Origin of the sequence: Erythrobacter ani (assembly GCF_019204025.1) — a bacterium.
In the GTDB taxonomy this organism is placed as follows: Bacteria; Pseudomonadota; Alphaproteobacteria; order Sphingomonadales; family Sphingomonadaceae; genus Erythrobacter; species Erythrobacter ani.
Genome location: NZ_JAGSPB010000002.1, coordinates 744334 through 759597 on the forward strand (window position 1 = coordinate 744334; position 15264 = coordinate 759597).

At 59.7% G+C, this 15264-nt stretch carries 13 protein-coding genes; 9 read left to right on the forward strand and 4 right to left on the reverse strand.

What is annotated here, in order from left to right; translation table 11 throughout:
• Nucleotides 1–13: 13 nt before the first annotated feature.
• Together KCG45_RS10485 and KCG45_RS10490 are read right to left on the reverse strand one after the other, a co-directional pair.
• Nucleotides 14–1582 (reverse strand): cryptochrome/photolyase family protein, encoded by a 1569-nt coding sequence (locus KCG45_RS10485; protein ID WP_218317178.1) that lies wholly within the window; start codon nucleotides 1580–1582, stop codon nucleotides 14–16.
• 40 nt (nucleotides 1583–1622) lie between these two features.
• The gene (locus KCG45_RS10490) at nucleotides 1623–3788 is read right to left on the reverse strand and encodes a primosomal protein N' (RefSeq protein WP_218317179.1); all 2166 of its coding nucleotides are present in this window, start codon (nucleotides 3786–3788) and stop codon (nucleotides 1623–1625) included.
• 49 nt (nucleotides 3789–3837) lie between these two features.
• On the opposite strand from KCG45_RS10490, the gene KCG45_RS10495 reads away from it, so the two are divergent.
• The gene (locus tag KCG45_RS10495) at nucleotides 3838–4542 is read left to right on the forward strand and encodes a DUF4197 domain-containing protein (protein WP_369410777.1); all 705 of its coding nucleotides are present in this window, start codon (nucleotides 3838–3840) and stop codon (nucleotides 4540–4542) included.
• Between the two features lie 6 nt (nucleotides 4543–4548).
• Here KCG45_RS10495 and KCG45_RS10500 read toward each other — a convergent pair whose 3' ends face one another.
• Nucleotides 4549–5223, reverse strand: a complete 675-nt coding sequence (locus KCG45_RS10500) for a DUF2490 domain-containing protein (protein WP_218317180.1) — start codon at nucleotides 5221–5223, stop codon at nucleotides 4549–4551.
• Nucleotides 5224–5409: 186 nt separating this feature from the next.
• On the opposite strand from KCG45_RS10500, the gene fsa reads away from it, so the two are divergent.
• Genes fsa through KCG45_RS10520 form a run of 4 tightly spaced genes read left to right on the forward strand, consistent with a single transcriptional unit; the run spans nucleotide 5410 to nucleotide 8863 of the window.
• A complete protein-coding gene (fsa, locus tag KCG45_RS10505; protein WP_218317181.1) occupies nucleotides 5410–6063 on the forward strand; it encodes a fructose-6-phosphate aldolase in 654 nt (217 codons plus the stop codon).
• An 18-nt stretch (nucleotides 6064–6081) separates the two neighbouring features.
• Entirely contained in the window at nucleotides 6082–7923 is a 1842-nt protein-coding gene (gene cobT / locus KCG45_RS10510; protein ID WP_218317182.1) for a cobaltochelatase subunit CobT, read from the forward strand.
• 5 nt (nucleotides 7924–7928) lie between these two features.
• Nucleotides 7929–8201, forward strand: coding sequence for a hypothetical protein (locus KCG45_RS10515; RefSeq protein WP_218317183.1), 273 nt, complete (start codon nucleotides 7929–7931; stop codon nucleotides 8199–8201).
• Nucleotides 8201–8863: a nitroreductase gene (locus KCG45_RS10520; RefSeq protein ID WP_218317184.1), complete on the forward strand. Its 663-nt coding sequence runs from the start codon at nucleotides 8201–8203 to the stop codon at nucleotides 8861–8863. Before KCG45_RS10515 ends, KCG45_RS10520 begins: the two co-directional genes overlap by 1 nt.
• 20 nt (nucleotides 8864–8883) lie before the next feature.
• Here KCG45_RS10520 and KCG45_RS10525 read toward each other — a convergent pair whose 3' ends face one another.
• Nucleotides 8884–9600: a DUF998 domain-containing protein gene (locus KCG45_RS10525; protein ID WP_255548132.1), complete on the reverse strand. Its 717-nt coding sequence runs from the start codon at nucleotides 9598–9600 to the stop codon at nucleotides 8884–8886.
• Here KCG45_RS10525 and cysS point away from each other — a divergent pair.
• The 4 genes from cysS to KCG45_RS10545 all read left to right on the forward strand — a co-directional run bounded on the left by cysS (nucleotide 9589) and on the right by KCG45_RS10545 (nucleotide 15264).
• Nucleotides 9589–11016: a cysteine--tRNA ligase gene (gene cysS, locus KCG45_RS10530; RefSeq protein WP_218317647.1), complete on the forward strand. Its 1428-nt coding sequence runs from the start codon at nucleotides 9589–9591 to the stop codon at nucleotides 11014–11016. The genes KCG45_RS10525 and cysS overlap by 12 nt on opposite strands.
• Nucleotides 11013–11951, forward strand: a complete 939-nt coding sequence (locus KCG45_RS10535; RefSeq protein WP_218317185.1) for a D-2-hydroxyacid dehydrogenase — start codon at nucleotides 11013–11015, stop codon at nucleotides 11949–11951. Before cysS ends, KCG45_RS10535 begins: the two co-directional genes overlap by 4 nt.
• Nucleotides 11952–12140: 189 nt before the next feature.
• On the forward strand, nucleotides 12141–13799 hold the full coding sequence (locus tag KCG45_RS10540; RefSeq protein ID WP_218317186.1) for an acetolactate synthase large subunit: 1659 nt from the start codon (nucleotides 12141–12143) through the stop codon (nucleotides 13797–13799).
• 25 nt (nucleotides 13800–13824) lie between these two features.
• Nucleotides 13825–15264 (forward strand): aldehyde dehydrogenase family protein, encoded by a 1440-nt coding sequence (locus KCG45_RS10545; protein WP_218317187.1) that lies wholly within the window; start codon nucleotides 13825–13827, stop codon nucleotides 15262–15264.

Genomic DNA, 15264 nt, shown 5'->3' on the forward strand with positions numbered 1-15264 from the left:
CTGGAAACTCCCTCTACTCGTTACGCGCCCAGCTCTTATCGGCGGAGGTAAGGCTGTCGAGGAAATTCTGTGCGCTGTCGAGGTAGGCCTGTTTCTTGTCGTCATCCATCCTGTCCCAGTTCGAATAGATGCGTCCCACGCGGCGGTTGCTTTCCAGCCGGTCGCGGTGGCGGTCCATAAAATGCCAATAAAGCGGGTTGAAGGGGCAGGCGCCTTCGCCGGTTTTCTTGCTGACCGAATAGGTGCAGTCCTTGCAGTAATTCGACATCCTGTTGATGTAATTTCCGCTTGCTGCATAAGGTTTGGTCGCGAGCTTGCCGCCATCGGTGTACAGGATCATCGCAGAGACATTGGGCAATTCCACCCACTGATAGGCATCGGCATAGACGGCGAGATACCAGTCCTGCACGTCGCGAGGGTTGATTCCTGCAAGCAGACAGAAATTGCCAAGGACCATCAGGCGCTGGATATGGTGCGCGTGCGCATTCTGCCGCGTCGAGCGGATGCAGTCCGAAAGGCATCGCATGTCGGTTTCGCCGGTCCAGAAAAACTCGGGAAGCGCGCGCTGGGCATTCAGTTTGTTATCGCTTTCCAGCCCCGGCATGTGCAGCCAGTAGAAGCCGCGAATGTATTCTCGCCAACCGATGATCTGGCGAATGAAACCCTCAACCGAATTGATTGGAGCCTTGCCGTCCTTGTACGCTTGTTCGGCCCGCTGGCACAGCTCCAATGGATCGAGCAGCCCGCAATTGATACTGGTCGACAGCATCGAATGATACATGTCGTCCTCGCCGTGGACCATCGCATCCTGGTATGGACCGAATTTCTCGATCCGCTCGGCGAAGAAGGCATCGGCCGCCTTTTCGGCTTCGTCGCGGGTGACTGGCCAGCAGAACGGTTCGAGATCGCCGAAGTGATCGCCGAATTCGTCCGCCACCAATTCGATGACTTCGCGGGTGATCGCGTCCGGTTCGAACTTGGGTACGGGAGGCGGATCCATCTCCTCTTTCGGAGGTTCGCGGTTCTGCTTGTCGTAATTCCAGTCGCCGCCCTCCGGTTTCCCGTCTCCCGTGATCAGAATACCCGTCTTGCGGCGCATTTCGCGGTAGAAATGTTCCATTGTCAGGTGCTTGCGGTCCTCGGCCCAGTCGCGAAATTCCTGGTGCGAGCAAAGGAAGCGGTCATCCGGCAGGATCTCGACATCGCATGCGAATTTGTCTGGCCATTCCTCGATCGCTTGCTGCACGCGCCATTCACTCGCTTCGGTGATCTGGATTGCGCGCGGATCGCGGCGTTCGACGGCGCGGGCGACTTCGCCGGTGAAGCTGCCGGAATTGCCATCATCGTCGAGCTTGATGTAGTCGACGCTCCAGCCCGCGTAGCACAGATCGGCAGCAAAGTGCCGCATCGCAGAAAACAGCAGTACGATCTTCTGCTTGTGATGTTTGACGTAGGTCGCTTCATCCCAGACCTCCATCATCAGGATGACGGTATCGTCCTTGGTCCGGCCACGCAGCGAGGGAAGCGTGCGCGTCAGTTGATCGCCCAGAATGGGTACAAGTATTGGATTCTCGCAAGCCATGGGTTCGCAACGCGCCAACCCATTGACCGGTCCCAATTATTCAGACGAAGCTGTAGGGATCAATGTCGACGCCGACGCGCACCCCCGGCGAGAAAGTGTGCGCGTCGATCCAGTTTCGCAGGACCTCCTGCAGGCTGGCACTGCGCCGTGCGTTCACGAGGAAACGGTAGCGGTATCGACCGCGCAATAAAGCGAGCGGGGCAGGGGCGGGGCCAAGGATGTAGAGATCATCAAGCTGCGGCCGGGTATCTCCCAGCCGGATCGCGGCTTCGCGGGCTTCTTTCTCATCTTCGGATGACAGGATGATAGCCGCCCACCTGCCGAACGGCGGAGCGCCCGCATCACGCCGCGCTTCTGTTTCTGCGGCGTAGAACGCGTCGCGGTCGCCATTGGCGAGTGCCGCAATCACCGGTGCATCGGGATGGCGGGTTTGTATCAGCACTTCGCCGGGCTTGGCCCCACGGCCTGCACGTCCCGCGACCTGCGCGACCTGCTGGTAGGTGCGCTCGGCGGCGCGCAGGTCTCCGCCTTCAAGACCGAGATCCGCATCGACCACGCCAACCAGCGTCAGTTCGGGAAAATGGAAGCCTTTTGTGACAAGCTGCGTGCCCACGATGACGTCGATGGCCTTGCTCTCTGCTTGGGCTATGAATTCCGCCGCGCGCTCAGGATTACCGAGCGTGTCAGAGGTTGCCACGGCGATGCGCGCATCCGGGAACAACTCGCCGACTTCATCGGCTATGCGCTCGACGCCGGGACCGCACGCGACGAGACAGTCACCTTCGCCGCACTCGGGGCACGCATCGGGGACTTTCGTCTCGAGTCCGCAATGATGGCAAGCGAGGCGCGCGGAAAGGCGGTGTTCGACCAGCCAGGCGCTGCAATTGGGGCATTGAAAGCGGTGACCGCAATTGCGGCACAGCGTCAGCGGTGCATACCCACGCCGGTTGAGGAACAGCAGCGATTGCTCGCCGCGCGAAAGCCGCTCTTCTAGCGCGTGAATAATCGGGGCGGAAAGCCATCTGCCGCTCGCAGGCTTTTCTTCGGTGAGATCGACGAGCTTGATCTCGGGCAGCTGCGCGCCGCCAAACCGGCTGGGCAGTTCCAAAAGCTGATACGTCCCGGTCTGCGCCATGTGCAGGCTTTCCAGAGCGGGCGTCGCGCTTGCCAGGACGACGGGAATATCTTCGAACCGGGCGCGCATGACCGATACGTCGCGCGCGTTGTACCGCACCCCGTCATCCTGCTTGAAACTCACCTCGTGCGCTTCGTCGACGACAATGAGGCCAAGATTCGCATACGGCAGGAATAGCGCCGAACGCGCGCCGACGATGACCTGGGCGGACCCTTCGCTGATCGCCCGCCATGCGCGCCTGCGTTCGGTCGACTTGAGCGATGAATGCCACAGCACTGGCGGTGTGCCGAAGCGCTGTTCGAACCGCACGAGGAAGTTTTCGGTGAGCGCGATTTCGGGGAGCAGGACCAGCACTTGCCGGCCGAGACGAATCGCTTCGGCGACGGGTTCGAAATAGGTCTCGGTCTTGCCTGAGCCGGTCACCCCGTCGAGCAGGACGGGCGCGAATTTTCGTTCCTCAACAGCGGTGACCAGTGTGTTTGCCACTGCAAGCTGATCGCCGGACAGGGCGGGTTGATGGTAATCGGGATCGGCTGGCGGAAAGGGCCGGTCGATTGCGACTGCAACTGGCTCGATCACCCCCTGATTGACGAGGCCGCGAAGCACGCCTTCGGAAACTCCGGCGATCCCGGCAAGCTCGCGGATTGTACCCTGTTGACCTTCCAGCCCTTCGATCGCTGCTCGGCGCTGCGGCGTCATGCGTTCGGGGGTGCCGCCGCTCAGGCGATATTCCGTCATTGTGGTTGGCCCGCCCAGCGCCCCGCCACTCGAAAGCACCATGCGGGCAACGCTGGCGAGCGCAGCGCAGTAATAATCGGCTGTCCATTCGATCAGTCGGCGCAGCGGCGCGCGCAGCGGCGGCACGGAAACCAGCTCGCGCAGGGGGCGCAGTTTCTCCGCCGGAACATCATTGCCCGGAAGCCGTTCGGTTTCCCAGACAATCCCCGTGACTGTTCGCGGGCCGAGCGGCGCGATGACAACGCTTCCCGGCTGGACACGCATTCCCTCTGGCACGCTGTAATCGAGCGGGCCGAGTGCGGCATTGAGAACGAGGAGACGGACGCGGTTCATGTGTGACGCCCAATATGGGGGCGATACGTGGCAAACGACAAGGAAGCGGATGATGGATATGAACGGGCTTGAACAATCGCGGCTGGGACGCAGGGCTTTGCTAAAGGGTAGTGCAGGCGCGGCGCTCGTAATGGCGCTCCCCGCATGTTCGACCATCCCCGGCTTCAGCATGACCGAAGCGATCCGGCGGATGCTGCTTTTGTCGAGTGAACGCGCTTTCGCACGGCTTACATCACCCGATGGATATTGGGATCAGCAAGTCGCGCAACTGGGCCTGGGTAACCTGCTCGGGACGCGCGGCGATGTGCTGTCACGCATCCTCACTTCGACCCTGTTCAAAAGCAGGCTGGAAGAAGCGTTCGCGGATATCGCGATTGAGGGGTCTTACCGGGCCGCTCCGATTGTGACAGAGGCGGTTCGCACCATAGGTTTCGCAAACGCCGTCGATCTTGTCCGCGGCGGACCGACTGCCGCGACACAGGCCCTGCGCGGAGAGCTCGGCGGAAGGCTGCTCGACGCGTTGGTGCCGGAACTTGGCGAGGCGATCCGCATCGCGTCCGATCCGCTCGTGGGCCAATTGATCGATGCCGCTACTGGCACCGATATCAGCGGAATTGCACGGCGTCTTTCGGGCAATATTGATGATGCGATCTGGAATGAGATCGGTATCGAAGAAGCCGCGATTCGTGAGAATCCGCGGGAGACCGGTGATCCGCTGCTGATCGGTGTGTTCGGCGCAGGCGCTGCGATCTGATAGAATTCAGAACCGGCCGAAGACCGCCAGGTTGACGATATGATCGATCCGGTCCTCTCCGTCGCGCACGACATACTGATTGAGGTAGCCGGGTGTGAAGGAAAATTCGCTGCTTATCGGGAATGAAACGCCGGCAAAATTGCGCCAGTTTGCCACGCCATCGCGATTGAAGGGTACGTCATTCAACCCGATGAATGGCTCCGTGTAGAGCACGATGCTGTTATGCTCGCTGATCGGCGCAATGAATTGCACGAGGTTGCGATAGCGCCAGCCGGTTGCATCGCTTTCTTCGTAGAACCGCTGCTCCAGCCGGTTTCTCGATGTCAGCCGGACGCCGTTTCCGTTGTCGAAGAGCGTCACGTTCAGTTCTTGATAAATCCGGTGCTCATTCACTTCGACCGGCCCGACCGGATCGGTCAGGATATAAGCGTATCCGCCGCCCACATTGACCGCATCACTGATCCGGTAGCCCACGAACGAGCGAAGCAGCAGTTGGCCCAACCGATCGGCGTCGTCGGTGAAACGTTCCTGCGCTTCGAGCCGGGCATACCATTTCTTGTCCTCATCGAGGTTGAAAAATATGAACTGGCCCGTCCAGACATTGAAATCTTCTTCGCTTGCCGCAGCGGGAGCTGCGCAAAGCGCAGCGCAGGCGGCGCATAGGAAAGATAGTGCACGCATGGTAGTTTCGTCCGTCCTGACCCCAGATACCGCTATCGCGGTGACACGATAACACAAACATGATCGGATCGTGCTGGTTCCCGGTCAAAAATGAGGGGGCCAAAAATCCTCGCATCTGGCCTCGCAACAAAGGCTGTGCCATCCCCGCATGCAACGAATCGCACCCGCGTCCTGGAGAAGAATGGCATGAAATTTTTCGTCGACACCGCTGAAATTGACGACATCAAGGAACTGGCCGCGACCGGCCTGCTCGACGGTGTGACGACCAACCCTTCACTGATCGCGAAATCCGGACGCGATTTCATGGAGGTGACGAAGGAAATCTGCGGATTGGTCGATGGACCTGTCTCCGCCGAGGTTGTCGCGCTCGATCACGATACGATGATGAAAGAGGCCGAAAAGCTGCGCAAGATTGCGGACAATGTTTGCATCAAGGTGCCGCTGACTGTCGACGGGCTGAAATCCTGCAAGGCGCTGACCGGGGACGGCACCCTGGTGAATGTAACGCTGTGTTTCTCAGCCAATCAGGCGCTGCTCGCAGCGAAGGCGGGCGCGAGTTTCATTTCGCCTTTCGTCGGTCGCCACGACGACAACGGGTTCGACGGGATGGACCTGATCGAAGACATTCGCCTGATCTACGACAATTATGATTTCCAGACCGAAATCCTTGTCGCGAGCGTCCGCCATGTGACCCATGTGCTGGAGAGCGCAAAAATCGGGGCGGATGTGATGACCGCACCGCCCAAGGTGATCCATGGCCTGTTCAAGCATTTCCTGACCGACCAGGGGATCGAAGGGTTTCTGGCCGACTGGGAAAAAACGGGACAGAGCATCCTCTGATCCCTATCTCGTTGCGCGATGGCTGAAGAATCCCCTCTCGACAGGTTCAAACACGCACTGACCGGCGCAGCCCGCGCGGTTGCTAAAGATGCCGAAGTCGAAGTCGCGTGGAGCGCCGATGTGCCCGGCGCATCGGGAAACCGTTTTCGCGTGCCATTGCCAGCGCGCGATCTGCCCGGCGACCAGGTGACCGAAGCGCGCGGATTTGCCGATAGCTTCGCGCTCAAACTGCGCCATCACAATTCCAGCCTGCATGCCGTCAACGCTCCGCCGGAGCCGGTCGCGCGGGCGTGCTATGACGCGATCGAACAGGTCCGGTACGAAGCCCTCGGCGCAAACCGGTTTGGCGGCATCAAGGCCAATCTCGGCGCGGCAACCGAGCTGCGCACCGCCAGCGACGACATTGTCCGCGCGCAGAATTCCAGCGAGGTTCCGCTCCAGACCGCACTTTCGCTGATGCTGCGCGAGCAGCTTACCGGCGATCCCATTCCCGAACGCGCGCGGGCAGGCGTCGGGCTGGTGCGCGAATTCATCGAAGACAAGGTCAGCAAGGATTTCGATGCCCTGTCGCAGCAGCTCGCGGACCAGGAAGCATTCCAGCGACTTGCACTCGACATGCTCCGTGAGCTCGATCTGACGCGGCCGACCGACGCTCCCGAAGACACCGACAACGACGACGGGGAAGACGAAGACGGCTCCGACGACGATCAGACCGGCGACGATCAGGATGAAGGCGACGCCGATCCGCAGAGCGCGGAGATGGCCGGCGAAATGGCCGAAGGCGAGGGCGATGGCGACGCCGAGTCGGACATGTCCGCCGAGGATGAAATGGAGGAAGGTGAACCGGGCGAGGACGGCGATGCTTCCAATGCACCAGTCCGCCCGAACCGTCCGCAAGCCGATATTCCCGATGGCCTCGATTACAAGGCTTTCACGACGCGTTTCGACGAGGAGATCGAAGCGCCCGAGTTGTGCGATGCGGAGGAGCTGGACCGGCTGCGCGCCTATCTCGACAGCCAGCTGACCGGTCTTCAGGGCGTCGTCACGCGGCTCGCCAACCGGCTCCAGCGGCGGCTGATGGCGCAGCAGAACCGCAGCTGGGATTTCGACCAGGAGGAAGGCGTGCTCGACGCAGCGCGCCTTTCACGCGTCGTCGTCTCGCCGGGCACCGCGCTGACCTACAAGGTCGAGCGTGATATCGACTTCAAGGATACGATCGTAACGCTCCTGATCGACAATTCGGGTTCGATGCGCGGGAGGCCGATCTCCATCGCGGCCATCAGCGCCGATATCCTTGCGCGCACGCTGGAACGCTGCGGGGTCAAGACCGAGATTCTCGGATTCACCACCCGCGCATGGAAGGGCGGGCAGGCGCGCGAATCCTGGCTTGCCGATGGCAAACCGCAGCAGCCGGGCAGGCTCAATGATTTGCGCCACATCATCTACAAGCAGGCCGATGAGCCCTGGCGCCGCGCGCGCCGCAATCTCGGGCTGATGATGCGTGAGGGGCTGCTGAAGGAAAACATCGATGGAGAAGCGCTGCTTTGGGCGCATTCACGCTTGGTCTATCGCCCCGAAGAACGCCGCATCCTGATGGTCATCTCGGACGGCGCACCGGTCGATGACAGCACTTTGAGCGTGAACAGCGCAGGCTATCTCGAAGCGCACCTGCGCGGTGTAATTGACTGGATCGAAAAAGTCTCGCCGGTACAATTGGTAGCCATCGGCATTGGCCACGATGTGACGCGGTACTACCGCCGCGCGGTGACCATCATGGACGTCGAGCAACTGGGCGGTACGATCATGGAGCAGCTGGCAGAGTTGTTCGAGGATGAGAAAGGCGTGAAGCGGGGGCGGTAGGCGACATGGATGGCGGTGTTATCGGGTTGGGCATCACGCTCATCGGCATGGGCCTTGGTGTCATTATTGCGCCGCACGCTATGGTGCGAGAATCCGAGCGCAACCACGCCCGCCGATTGAAGGAATTGAAAGAAGGTGCGCCTGAAGCCTATTTGGAAGAAAAGCGCGAGCTTGAAGCCTATCGACCCCGGTTTGATTTGAGTGACAAAACTATTCGCAAACTTGGCGGTGTCGCCGCCATCCTTGGCGGCGCCGCCGTTTTTGAAGGTATTTTTTGATGGACGTAACCGAAGCCGTAACCAGCCGCCGATCCGTGCGCGAGTTTCTCGATAAGCCTGTCGATCTCGAAACGCTCAGACGCGTCATGGACAAGGCCCGCTGGGCGGCCTCGGGTTGCAATTACCAGCCGTGGGAGGCGACGATCCTGACGGGCGAGCCGCTTGCTCAGCTTCAAGAGAAGATGAAAACCACCCCGCCGCAACAGGCCGAATATGATTGGACCGCGCCGGCACAGGAAGAGGGTTACAAAGAGCGACTCAACGCAGTTTCGAAAGGCATGTTCAGCTCGATGGGCATTGCGCGCGATGATGGCGAGGGCCGGATGAAGGCGATGGCGCGCAACACCACCAGTTTTGACGCGCCGGTCGTACTGTTCTGCTACTTCCCGCGATTCATGAAAGAGGCGCAATGGTCTGACACCGGCATGTGGCTCCAGACCATCGCACTGCTGCTGCGCGAGGAAGGGCTCGACAGCTGTTTTCAAGAATACATGGCGCTTTATGCCAATGTCATCCGCGATCACATCGGCATCGACCATGATCGCTACATGCTCTTTTGCGGCATGGCGATTGGCTACCGCGATCCAGACGCGCCGCTCAACAATTTCGAGCGCGAGCGCGAACCGCTGGATGACACTGTGAAGTTTCTCGGCTTCGACTGAGGGCCTGAAAAGGGCGCGGCTCAGGCGTGACCGCGCTGGTCCTCGGAGACTTGCTCGACCACATCCGGGTCACGCCAGATCATCACGCCCATGGTGATGAACCAGGCGAGCATCAGCCCGGCGAGCATGCGCTCATAGGCTCCGTCATAATCGGTCGGCACAAAGAAGAAGAGTGGGCCCAGCACCGCCCATAAAGCGCCACCCGTATAAAGCGCGATCCCAAGCCGTTTGCTGATTTCCCAGAACTGTCCCGCGGTAAGCAGAACAGTAAGCGGGAAAGCGACGCCCAGCACGTATACGAGACGGTAATGAATCACCGGTCCTTCGCCTGTGGTGTAGGCTTCGTATCCCGCGATCAGCACGACGCAGATTGCCACGATTACGAGCAGCCACGATCCGATCTTCCAGTCCAGCCGATCGATGCGCCAGCGGAGCAGACCATAGGTCGTGGCGATGACCGACAGCACGAATGCATAAATGCCGATATCGGCAAGCTCGTCGGCTGCAGTGTTTTCCGTCCTCGAGGCGGCGAGGTCGCTGATCGTATCCTGGATCATGCCCACGCGGTCCGAAATGCCCGTTCCGATGAAGTCCAGGACAACCGAGATGACGCATCCTGCAATAGCGATCCCACCCAGCACGCGTGACGTCCTGTCCGTACCCGAATCCTTGCTGATGCCTGCCTCCTGTTGCGCAGCGCTGAGGATTGTCGCATGGGCAAAGCCATGGCCGACCAACCGCTAAAGCTCTTCAACAGTCTGAACCGCAAGATAGAGGACTTCGTTCCCATCCGCGAAGGCGAAGCGCGCGTATATACGTGCGGGCCGACAGTCTACAACTATCAGCATATCGGGAATATGCGCGCTTATGTGTTTGCCGACACGCTGGGTCGGACCTTGAGCCATAGGGGACTCAAGCTGTCCCACGTCATCAATATCACCGATGTCGGCCATCTCACCTCGGATGCGGATGCGGGCGATGACAAGATGGAGAAAGCCGCGGCTGCCGCTGGCAAGAGCGCGTGGGACATCGCGCGGTATTATCAGGAAGTCTTCGAGGCTGACCTCGACCGGCTGAACGTGCGCAAACCCGCCCATCCACGCGCGACCGATTACGTCGAAAGCATGATCGAATGGGGCAAGCAGATGCAGGAAAAGCACTGCTATGAACTGGAAAGTGGGCTGTATTTCGATGTCTCGACTGTGCCGGAATACGGGCGACTTGCCCGTGCTGTCACCGATGACGGGGAAGGCCGCATCGACACTGTCGAGGGCAAGCGTAATGCCGCCGATTTCGCAATCTGGCGCAAGACCCCGCCGGGCGAAACGCGGCAGATGGAATGGGACAGCCCGTGGGGCAAGGGCGCGCCCGGTTGGCATTTGGAATGCTCGGTGATGAGCGCGGAATTGCTCGGCCACCCGTTCGATATTCACACCGGCGGGATCGACCACCGCGAAATCCATCACCCGAACGAGATCGCGCAGAACCAGGCGCACAATTGTTCGGCGGACAGTGCGGCTTCGATCTGGATGCACAACAACTTCCTGATCGATCGCCGCGGCAAGATGTCGAAATCGACCGGCGAGTTTCTGGTGCTGCAAACGTTGGTCGATCGTGGATACCACCCACTCGCCTACCGCATGATGTGCTTGCAAGCGCATTATCGCAGCGAGCTGGAGTTCAGCTGGGAAGGGCTTGATGCAGCGCTCACCCGGCTCAAACGGATGGTGATTCTGGCCGAGCGGCTGGGCGATGCACTTCCTCAACCAGAAGCAGAGCACCCCAAATTCGCTCAGCCCCTCGAAAAATTCGAAACTGCTATTTCGGACGATCTCAACACACCGATCGCGCTGACCGCGCTGGAAGACGCGTTGGCGGTCAAGAAAGTCGATGTAGGGATCAAGCGCGCCGTTGTTCAAGCAATGGATGAAGTGCTCGGTCTCAGCTTGTTTGATCTCACCCGTGCAGATCTGCGCATCCGACCCGAATCCGCCGAGATTACCGAAAACGAGATCGAAGATGCGCTTGCTCGGCGCAAGGCTGCGCGCGCCGAGAAGGACTTTGCGACCTCCGATGCGATCCGCGATGAACTCGCGGCCAAAGGCGTCGAGGTTATGGACGGAGATCCGCTTGGCTGGGAGTGGAAGCTATGACCATCGTCGCAATTTCCGGCTTGATCCGTCCCTTGCTCGAACCGCAGCTTCCCGACGATCTCGATGTGCGCTGGTTCCTGACCAAGGAAGAGGCGCTCGACGCGGTACCTGACGCCGAAATCGGCTGGTTCGACATGAACGATCAGGCAGCCATGGCGGAGACATTGCTCGCGGCGACAAGCCTAAAGTGGCTCAATTCGATCTATGCCGGTCTCGATTTCCTGCCCATGGACGTCCTGATCGAACGCGGCATTACCGTCACCAATGGTGCCGGTATCAACGCGATTACCATCGCCGAATATGTCGTGATGGGAATGCTCAATATCGCCAAGGGATACCGCGATGTCGTGCGCGCGCAGGACCGGCGCGAATGGCTGACCGACAGCCCCGGCAAACGCGAACTGGCCGGATCGAAGGCCTTGCTATTGGGCTACGGTGCGATCGGTAAGTTGGTCAAGCCACGGCTCGAGGCCTTCGACGTCGACGTTACAGTCGTTCGGCGTTCGAGCGTGGAGGGTGCCCTTGGTCCGGATGAATGGCGCGGCAAACTGAGCGAATTTGATTGGGTCATCCTCGCAGTGCCGGCGACGCCGGAGACCGATGGGCTGATCGGCGCGGAGGAGTTCGCGCAGATGAAACCGAACACGGTCATCGTGAACATCGCGCGCGGCGCAGTGATCGATCAGCCTGCACTGGTCAGCGCGCTGCAGCAAAAGCAAATCGGCGGCGCGTTCCTCGATGTGACGACACCTGAGCCGCTGCCGGAGGATCACCCGCTCTGGTCACTCGATAACGCGCATATAAGCATGCACCTTTCAGGGCGCGCGCAAGACAAGATGTTCGTGCGGAGCGCGGAGCGATTTCTGGAAAATCTGGCGAAATACAGGCGCGGCGAGCCGGTTGCCCCGATCTTTGATCCGGCACGGGGTTATTGAGCGGCACGTCTCTCGCAGGTCCAAACCTTTTGCGCTTTCGTGCTATTGAGGCATAGAACCCCGATGCTGTACCTGAAATTCACCAGAAGCTCCGCGCGCGTGTAACGCGCGGACTGTTTCGAACGAATAGCCGGAGACAGGCGCTCATATCATCGGCGCACCTGCATTTTCGCCAATGGGGATTTTCGAATGACCGACACCAAAAAAGCTTCCGACGTATTCATCGATTGTCTGGAGGCAGAAGGGTGCGAATATATTTTCGGCGTTCCGGGCGAAGAGAACCTCGATTTTCTGGATTCCCTAGGTCGTTCGGACAAGATCAAACTCATCCTGACCCGGCACGAACAAGGTGCGGGCTTCATGGCCGCAACCTACGGCCGCCACACGGGCAAGACCGGCGTCTGCCTGGCGACATTGGGGCCTGGCGCCACCAATTTAGTTACCTCCGCAGCGTACGCGCAACTTGGCGGCATGCCGGTTCTGATGATCACGGGCCAGAAACCGATCAAGAAATCGAAGCAAGGGCGTTTCCAGATTCTTGACGTCGTTTCGATGATGGAGCCGATCACGAAATATGCGGTGCAGATCGCGGCGGGCGATAATCTGCCCAGCCGGGTGCGCGAAGCGTATCGGCTTGCCGAGGAGGAGAAACCCGGCGCAACCCTGATCGAACTGCCCGAAGACATCGCCGAGGAACCCACCAGCGACTATAAACCGCTGCCGAAAAGCGTCGCTCGTCGTCCGTCTGCGGAAGCGAAGGCGGTGCGTCAGGCGGTGAAGGCGATTGAAGGTGCAAAGAACCCTGTTCTGGTCATCGGCGCAGGGGCCAATCGCAAGCTATGCGGGCGGATGCTGGAACAATTGGTCGAGAAAACCGGCATTCCGTTCCTGACCACACAGATGGGAAAAGGCGTCATCGACGAACGCCATCCGAAATTCCTGGGCTGCGCGGCGCTTTCGTCAGGCGACTTCGTGCACCGGGCGGTCGAAGCGTCCGACTGCATCATCAATGTCGGCCATGACGTGATCGAAAAACCGCCCTTCTTCATGAAGGATAACGGCGTCACCGTCATTCACGTTTCAACCAAGACGGCGGAGGTGGATCCGGTTTACTTCCCGCAGATCGAGGTGATCGGCGATACCGCTAACGCGATCTGGCAGATCAAGGAAGACATATCACCCAATCGCAGCTGGGACTTGGATCATCTGCTCGCCTATCATGACGCAGAAATAGAGCATACGACCGCACTGGCGGGCGACACGCGGTTCCCGATCTTTCCCCCGCATCTCGTGAAACAGGTGCGCGATTGCATGCCGCACGACGGGATCATTTGCCTCGACAACGGGGTGTACAAGATCTGGTTCGCGCGCTGCTACACCGCTTACCTGCCGAATACCGTTTTGCTCGACAATGCGCTTGCATCCATGGGTGCAGGTCTGCCGAGCGCAATGATGAGCGCTATGCTTTATCCCGATCGCAAGGTCATGGCGATTTGCGGCGATGGCGGCTTCATGATGAACAGTCAGGAGATGGAAACGGCGGTTCGCCTGGGTCTCAATCTGACGGTCCTCATCCTGCGCGATGATGCGTATGGCATGATCCGCTGGAAGCAGGCGAACATGGGCTTCGACGATTACGGGCTGACCTACGGCAATCCTGACTTCGTGAAGTACGCCGAAAGCTACGGCGCATCGGGACACAGGGTAACCAGCAGCGAGCATCTCACCGACTTGCTCGCCGAGTGCCGCGATACGCCAGGCGTGCACCTGATCGACTGTCCGGTCGACTACACCGAGAACGATCAGATATTGAACCACGATATCAAGGAACTGAGTGCAAAGCTTTGAGATTGATAGGGAAAGGAGAACGATAATGTCGATGCTGAAAGACACCTACCCGCTCTATCTCAACAACAAGGCGCAACAACCGAACACCGATCTGGAGGTGACCGACAAGTTCACCGGCGAAGTCGCATTCCGCGTGGCGCTGGCCGACCCCGAAACCATCGACAAGGCAATTGTGGGCGCAGTTGCGGCGGCAGAGCCGACGGCTAAGCTTGCCTCTTACGAAAAGCAGGACGTGCTGATGCACTGCGTCAATCGGTTCAAGGAGCGGTTTGACGAGCTCGCCTATGCGCTGTGCGTGGAGGCAGGCAAGCCGATCAAGGACAGTGAAGGCGAAGTCACCCGGCTGATCGACACCTTCCGGATCGCTGCAGAAGAGGCTGTGCGCAATTACGGTGAGGTCATGCCGCTCGACATATCGGAGCGCGCCAAGGGTTATCAATCGATGTGGAAACGCTATCCCATCGGGCCGTGCAGCTTTATCTCTCCATTCAATTTCCCGCTCAATCTTGCCGCGCACAAGATCGCACCGGCGCTCGCTGTCGGGTGTCCGTTCATCATCAAACCGGCGTCCAAAACCCCGCTCGGCACCATCATCATTGGTGAGATACTCTCCGAGTGCGACATCCTGCCCGAAGGGGCGTTTTCCGTGCTTCCGGCGAGCCGTGACGGAGCGGACCTGTTCACTGAAGACGAGCGATTGAAGCTCCTCTCCTTCACCGGCTCCCCGGCTGTTGGCTGGGCTCTCAAGGCGAAGTCGGGCAAGAAGAAAGTCGTTCTCGAGCTTGGCGGAAATGCCGCGGTCATCATCGATCACGATGCCGATCTGGACGATGCGTTGGAGCGGGTTGTGTTCGGCGCATTCTACCAGTCGGGTCAATCCTGCATCGGCGTTCAGCGCATCATCATTCATCAAGACGTCTACGACCGGTTCAAGGACATGCTGGTCGAAAAGACCAGGACGCTCATTGCTGGCGACCCCAAGGATCGTGATACCTTTGTCGGCCCGATGATCTCCGAAGGCGAAGCCACGCGGCTGAAAGGCTGGATCGATGAAGCTGTCGAAGGCGGGGCAACGCTGCTCACCGGCGGCGGCCTTTCGAATGGCAACATGCTCGAGGCCACCCTGCTGGAAAATGTCGATAAGGATGCGCGGGCGATGAATGACGAGGCATTCGGTCCGCTCGCAATCCTGCAGAGCTTCAGCGATTTCGATGCGGCCCTCGACGAAGTGAACCGCAGCGAATTCGGGCTTCAGGCGGGTATCTTCACGCGCGACCTGTTCAAGATGTACGACGCCTGGGACAAGCTGGAGGTCGGCGGGATCGTCATCAACGATGTCCCCAGTTACCGCGTCGACAACATGCCCTATGGCGGGTTGAAGGATTCAGGCCTGGGCCGCGAGGGTATCCGGTTCGCCATGGAGGACATGAGCGAAATCCGGAACCTCGTCGTTCGGAGAACATGA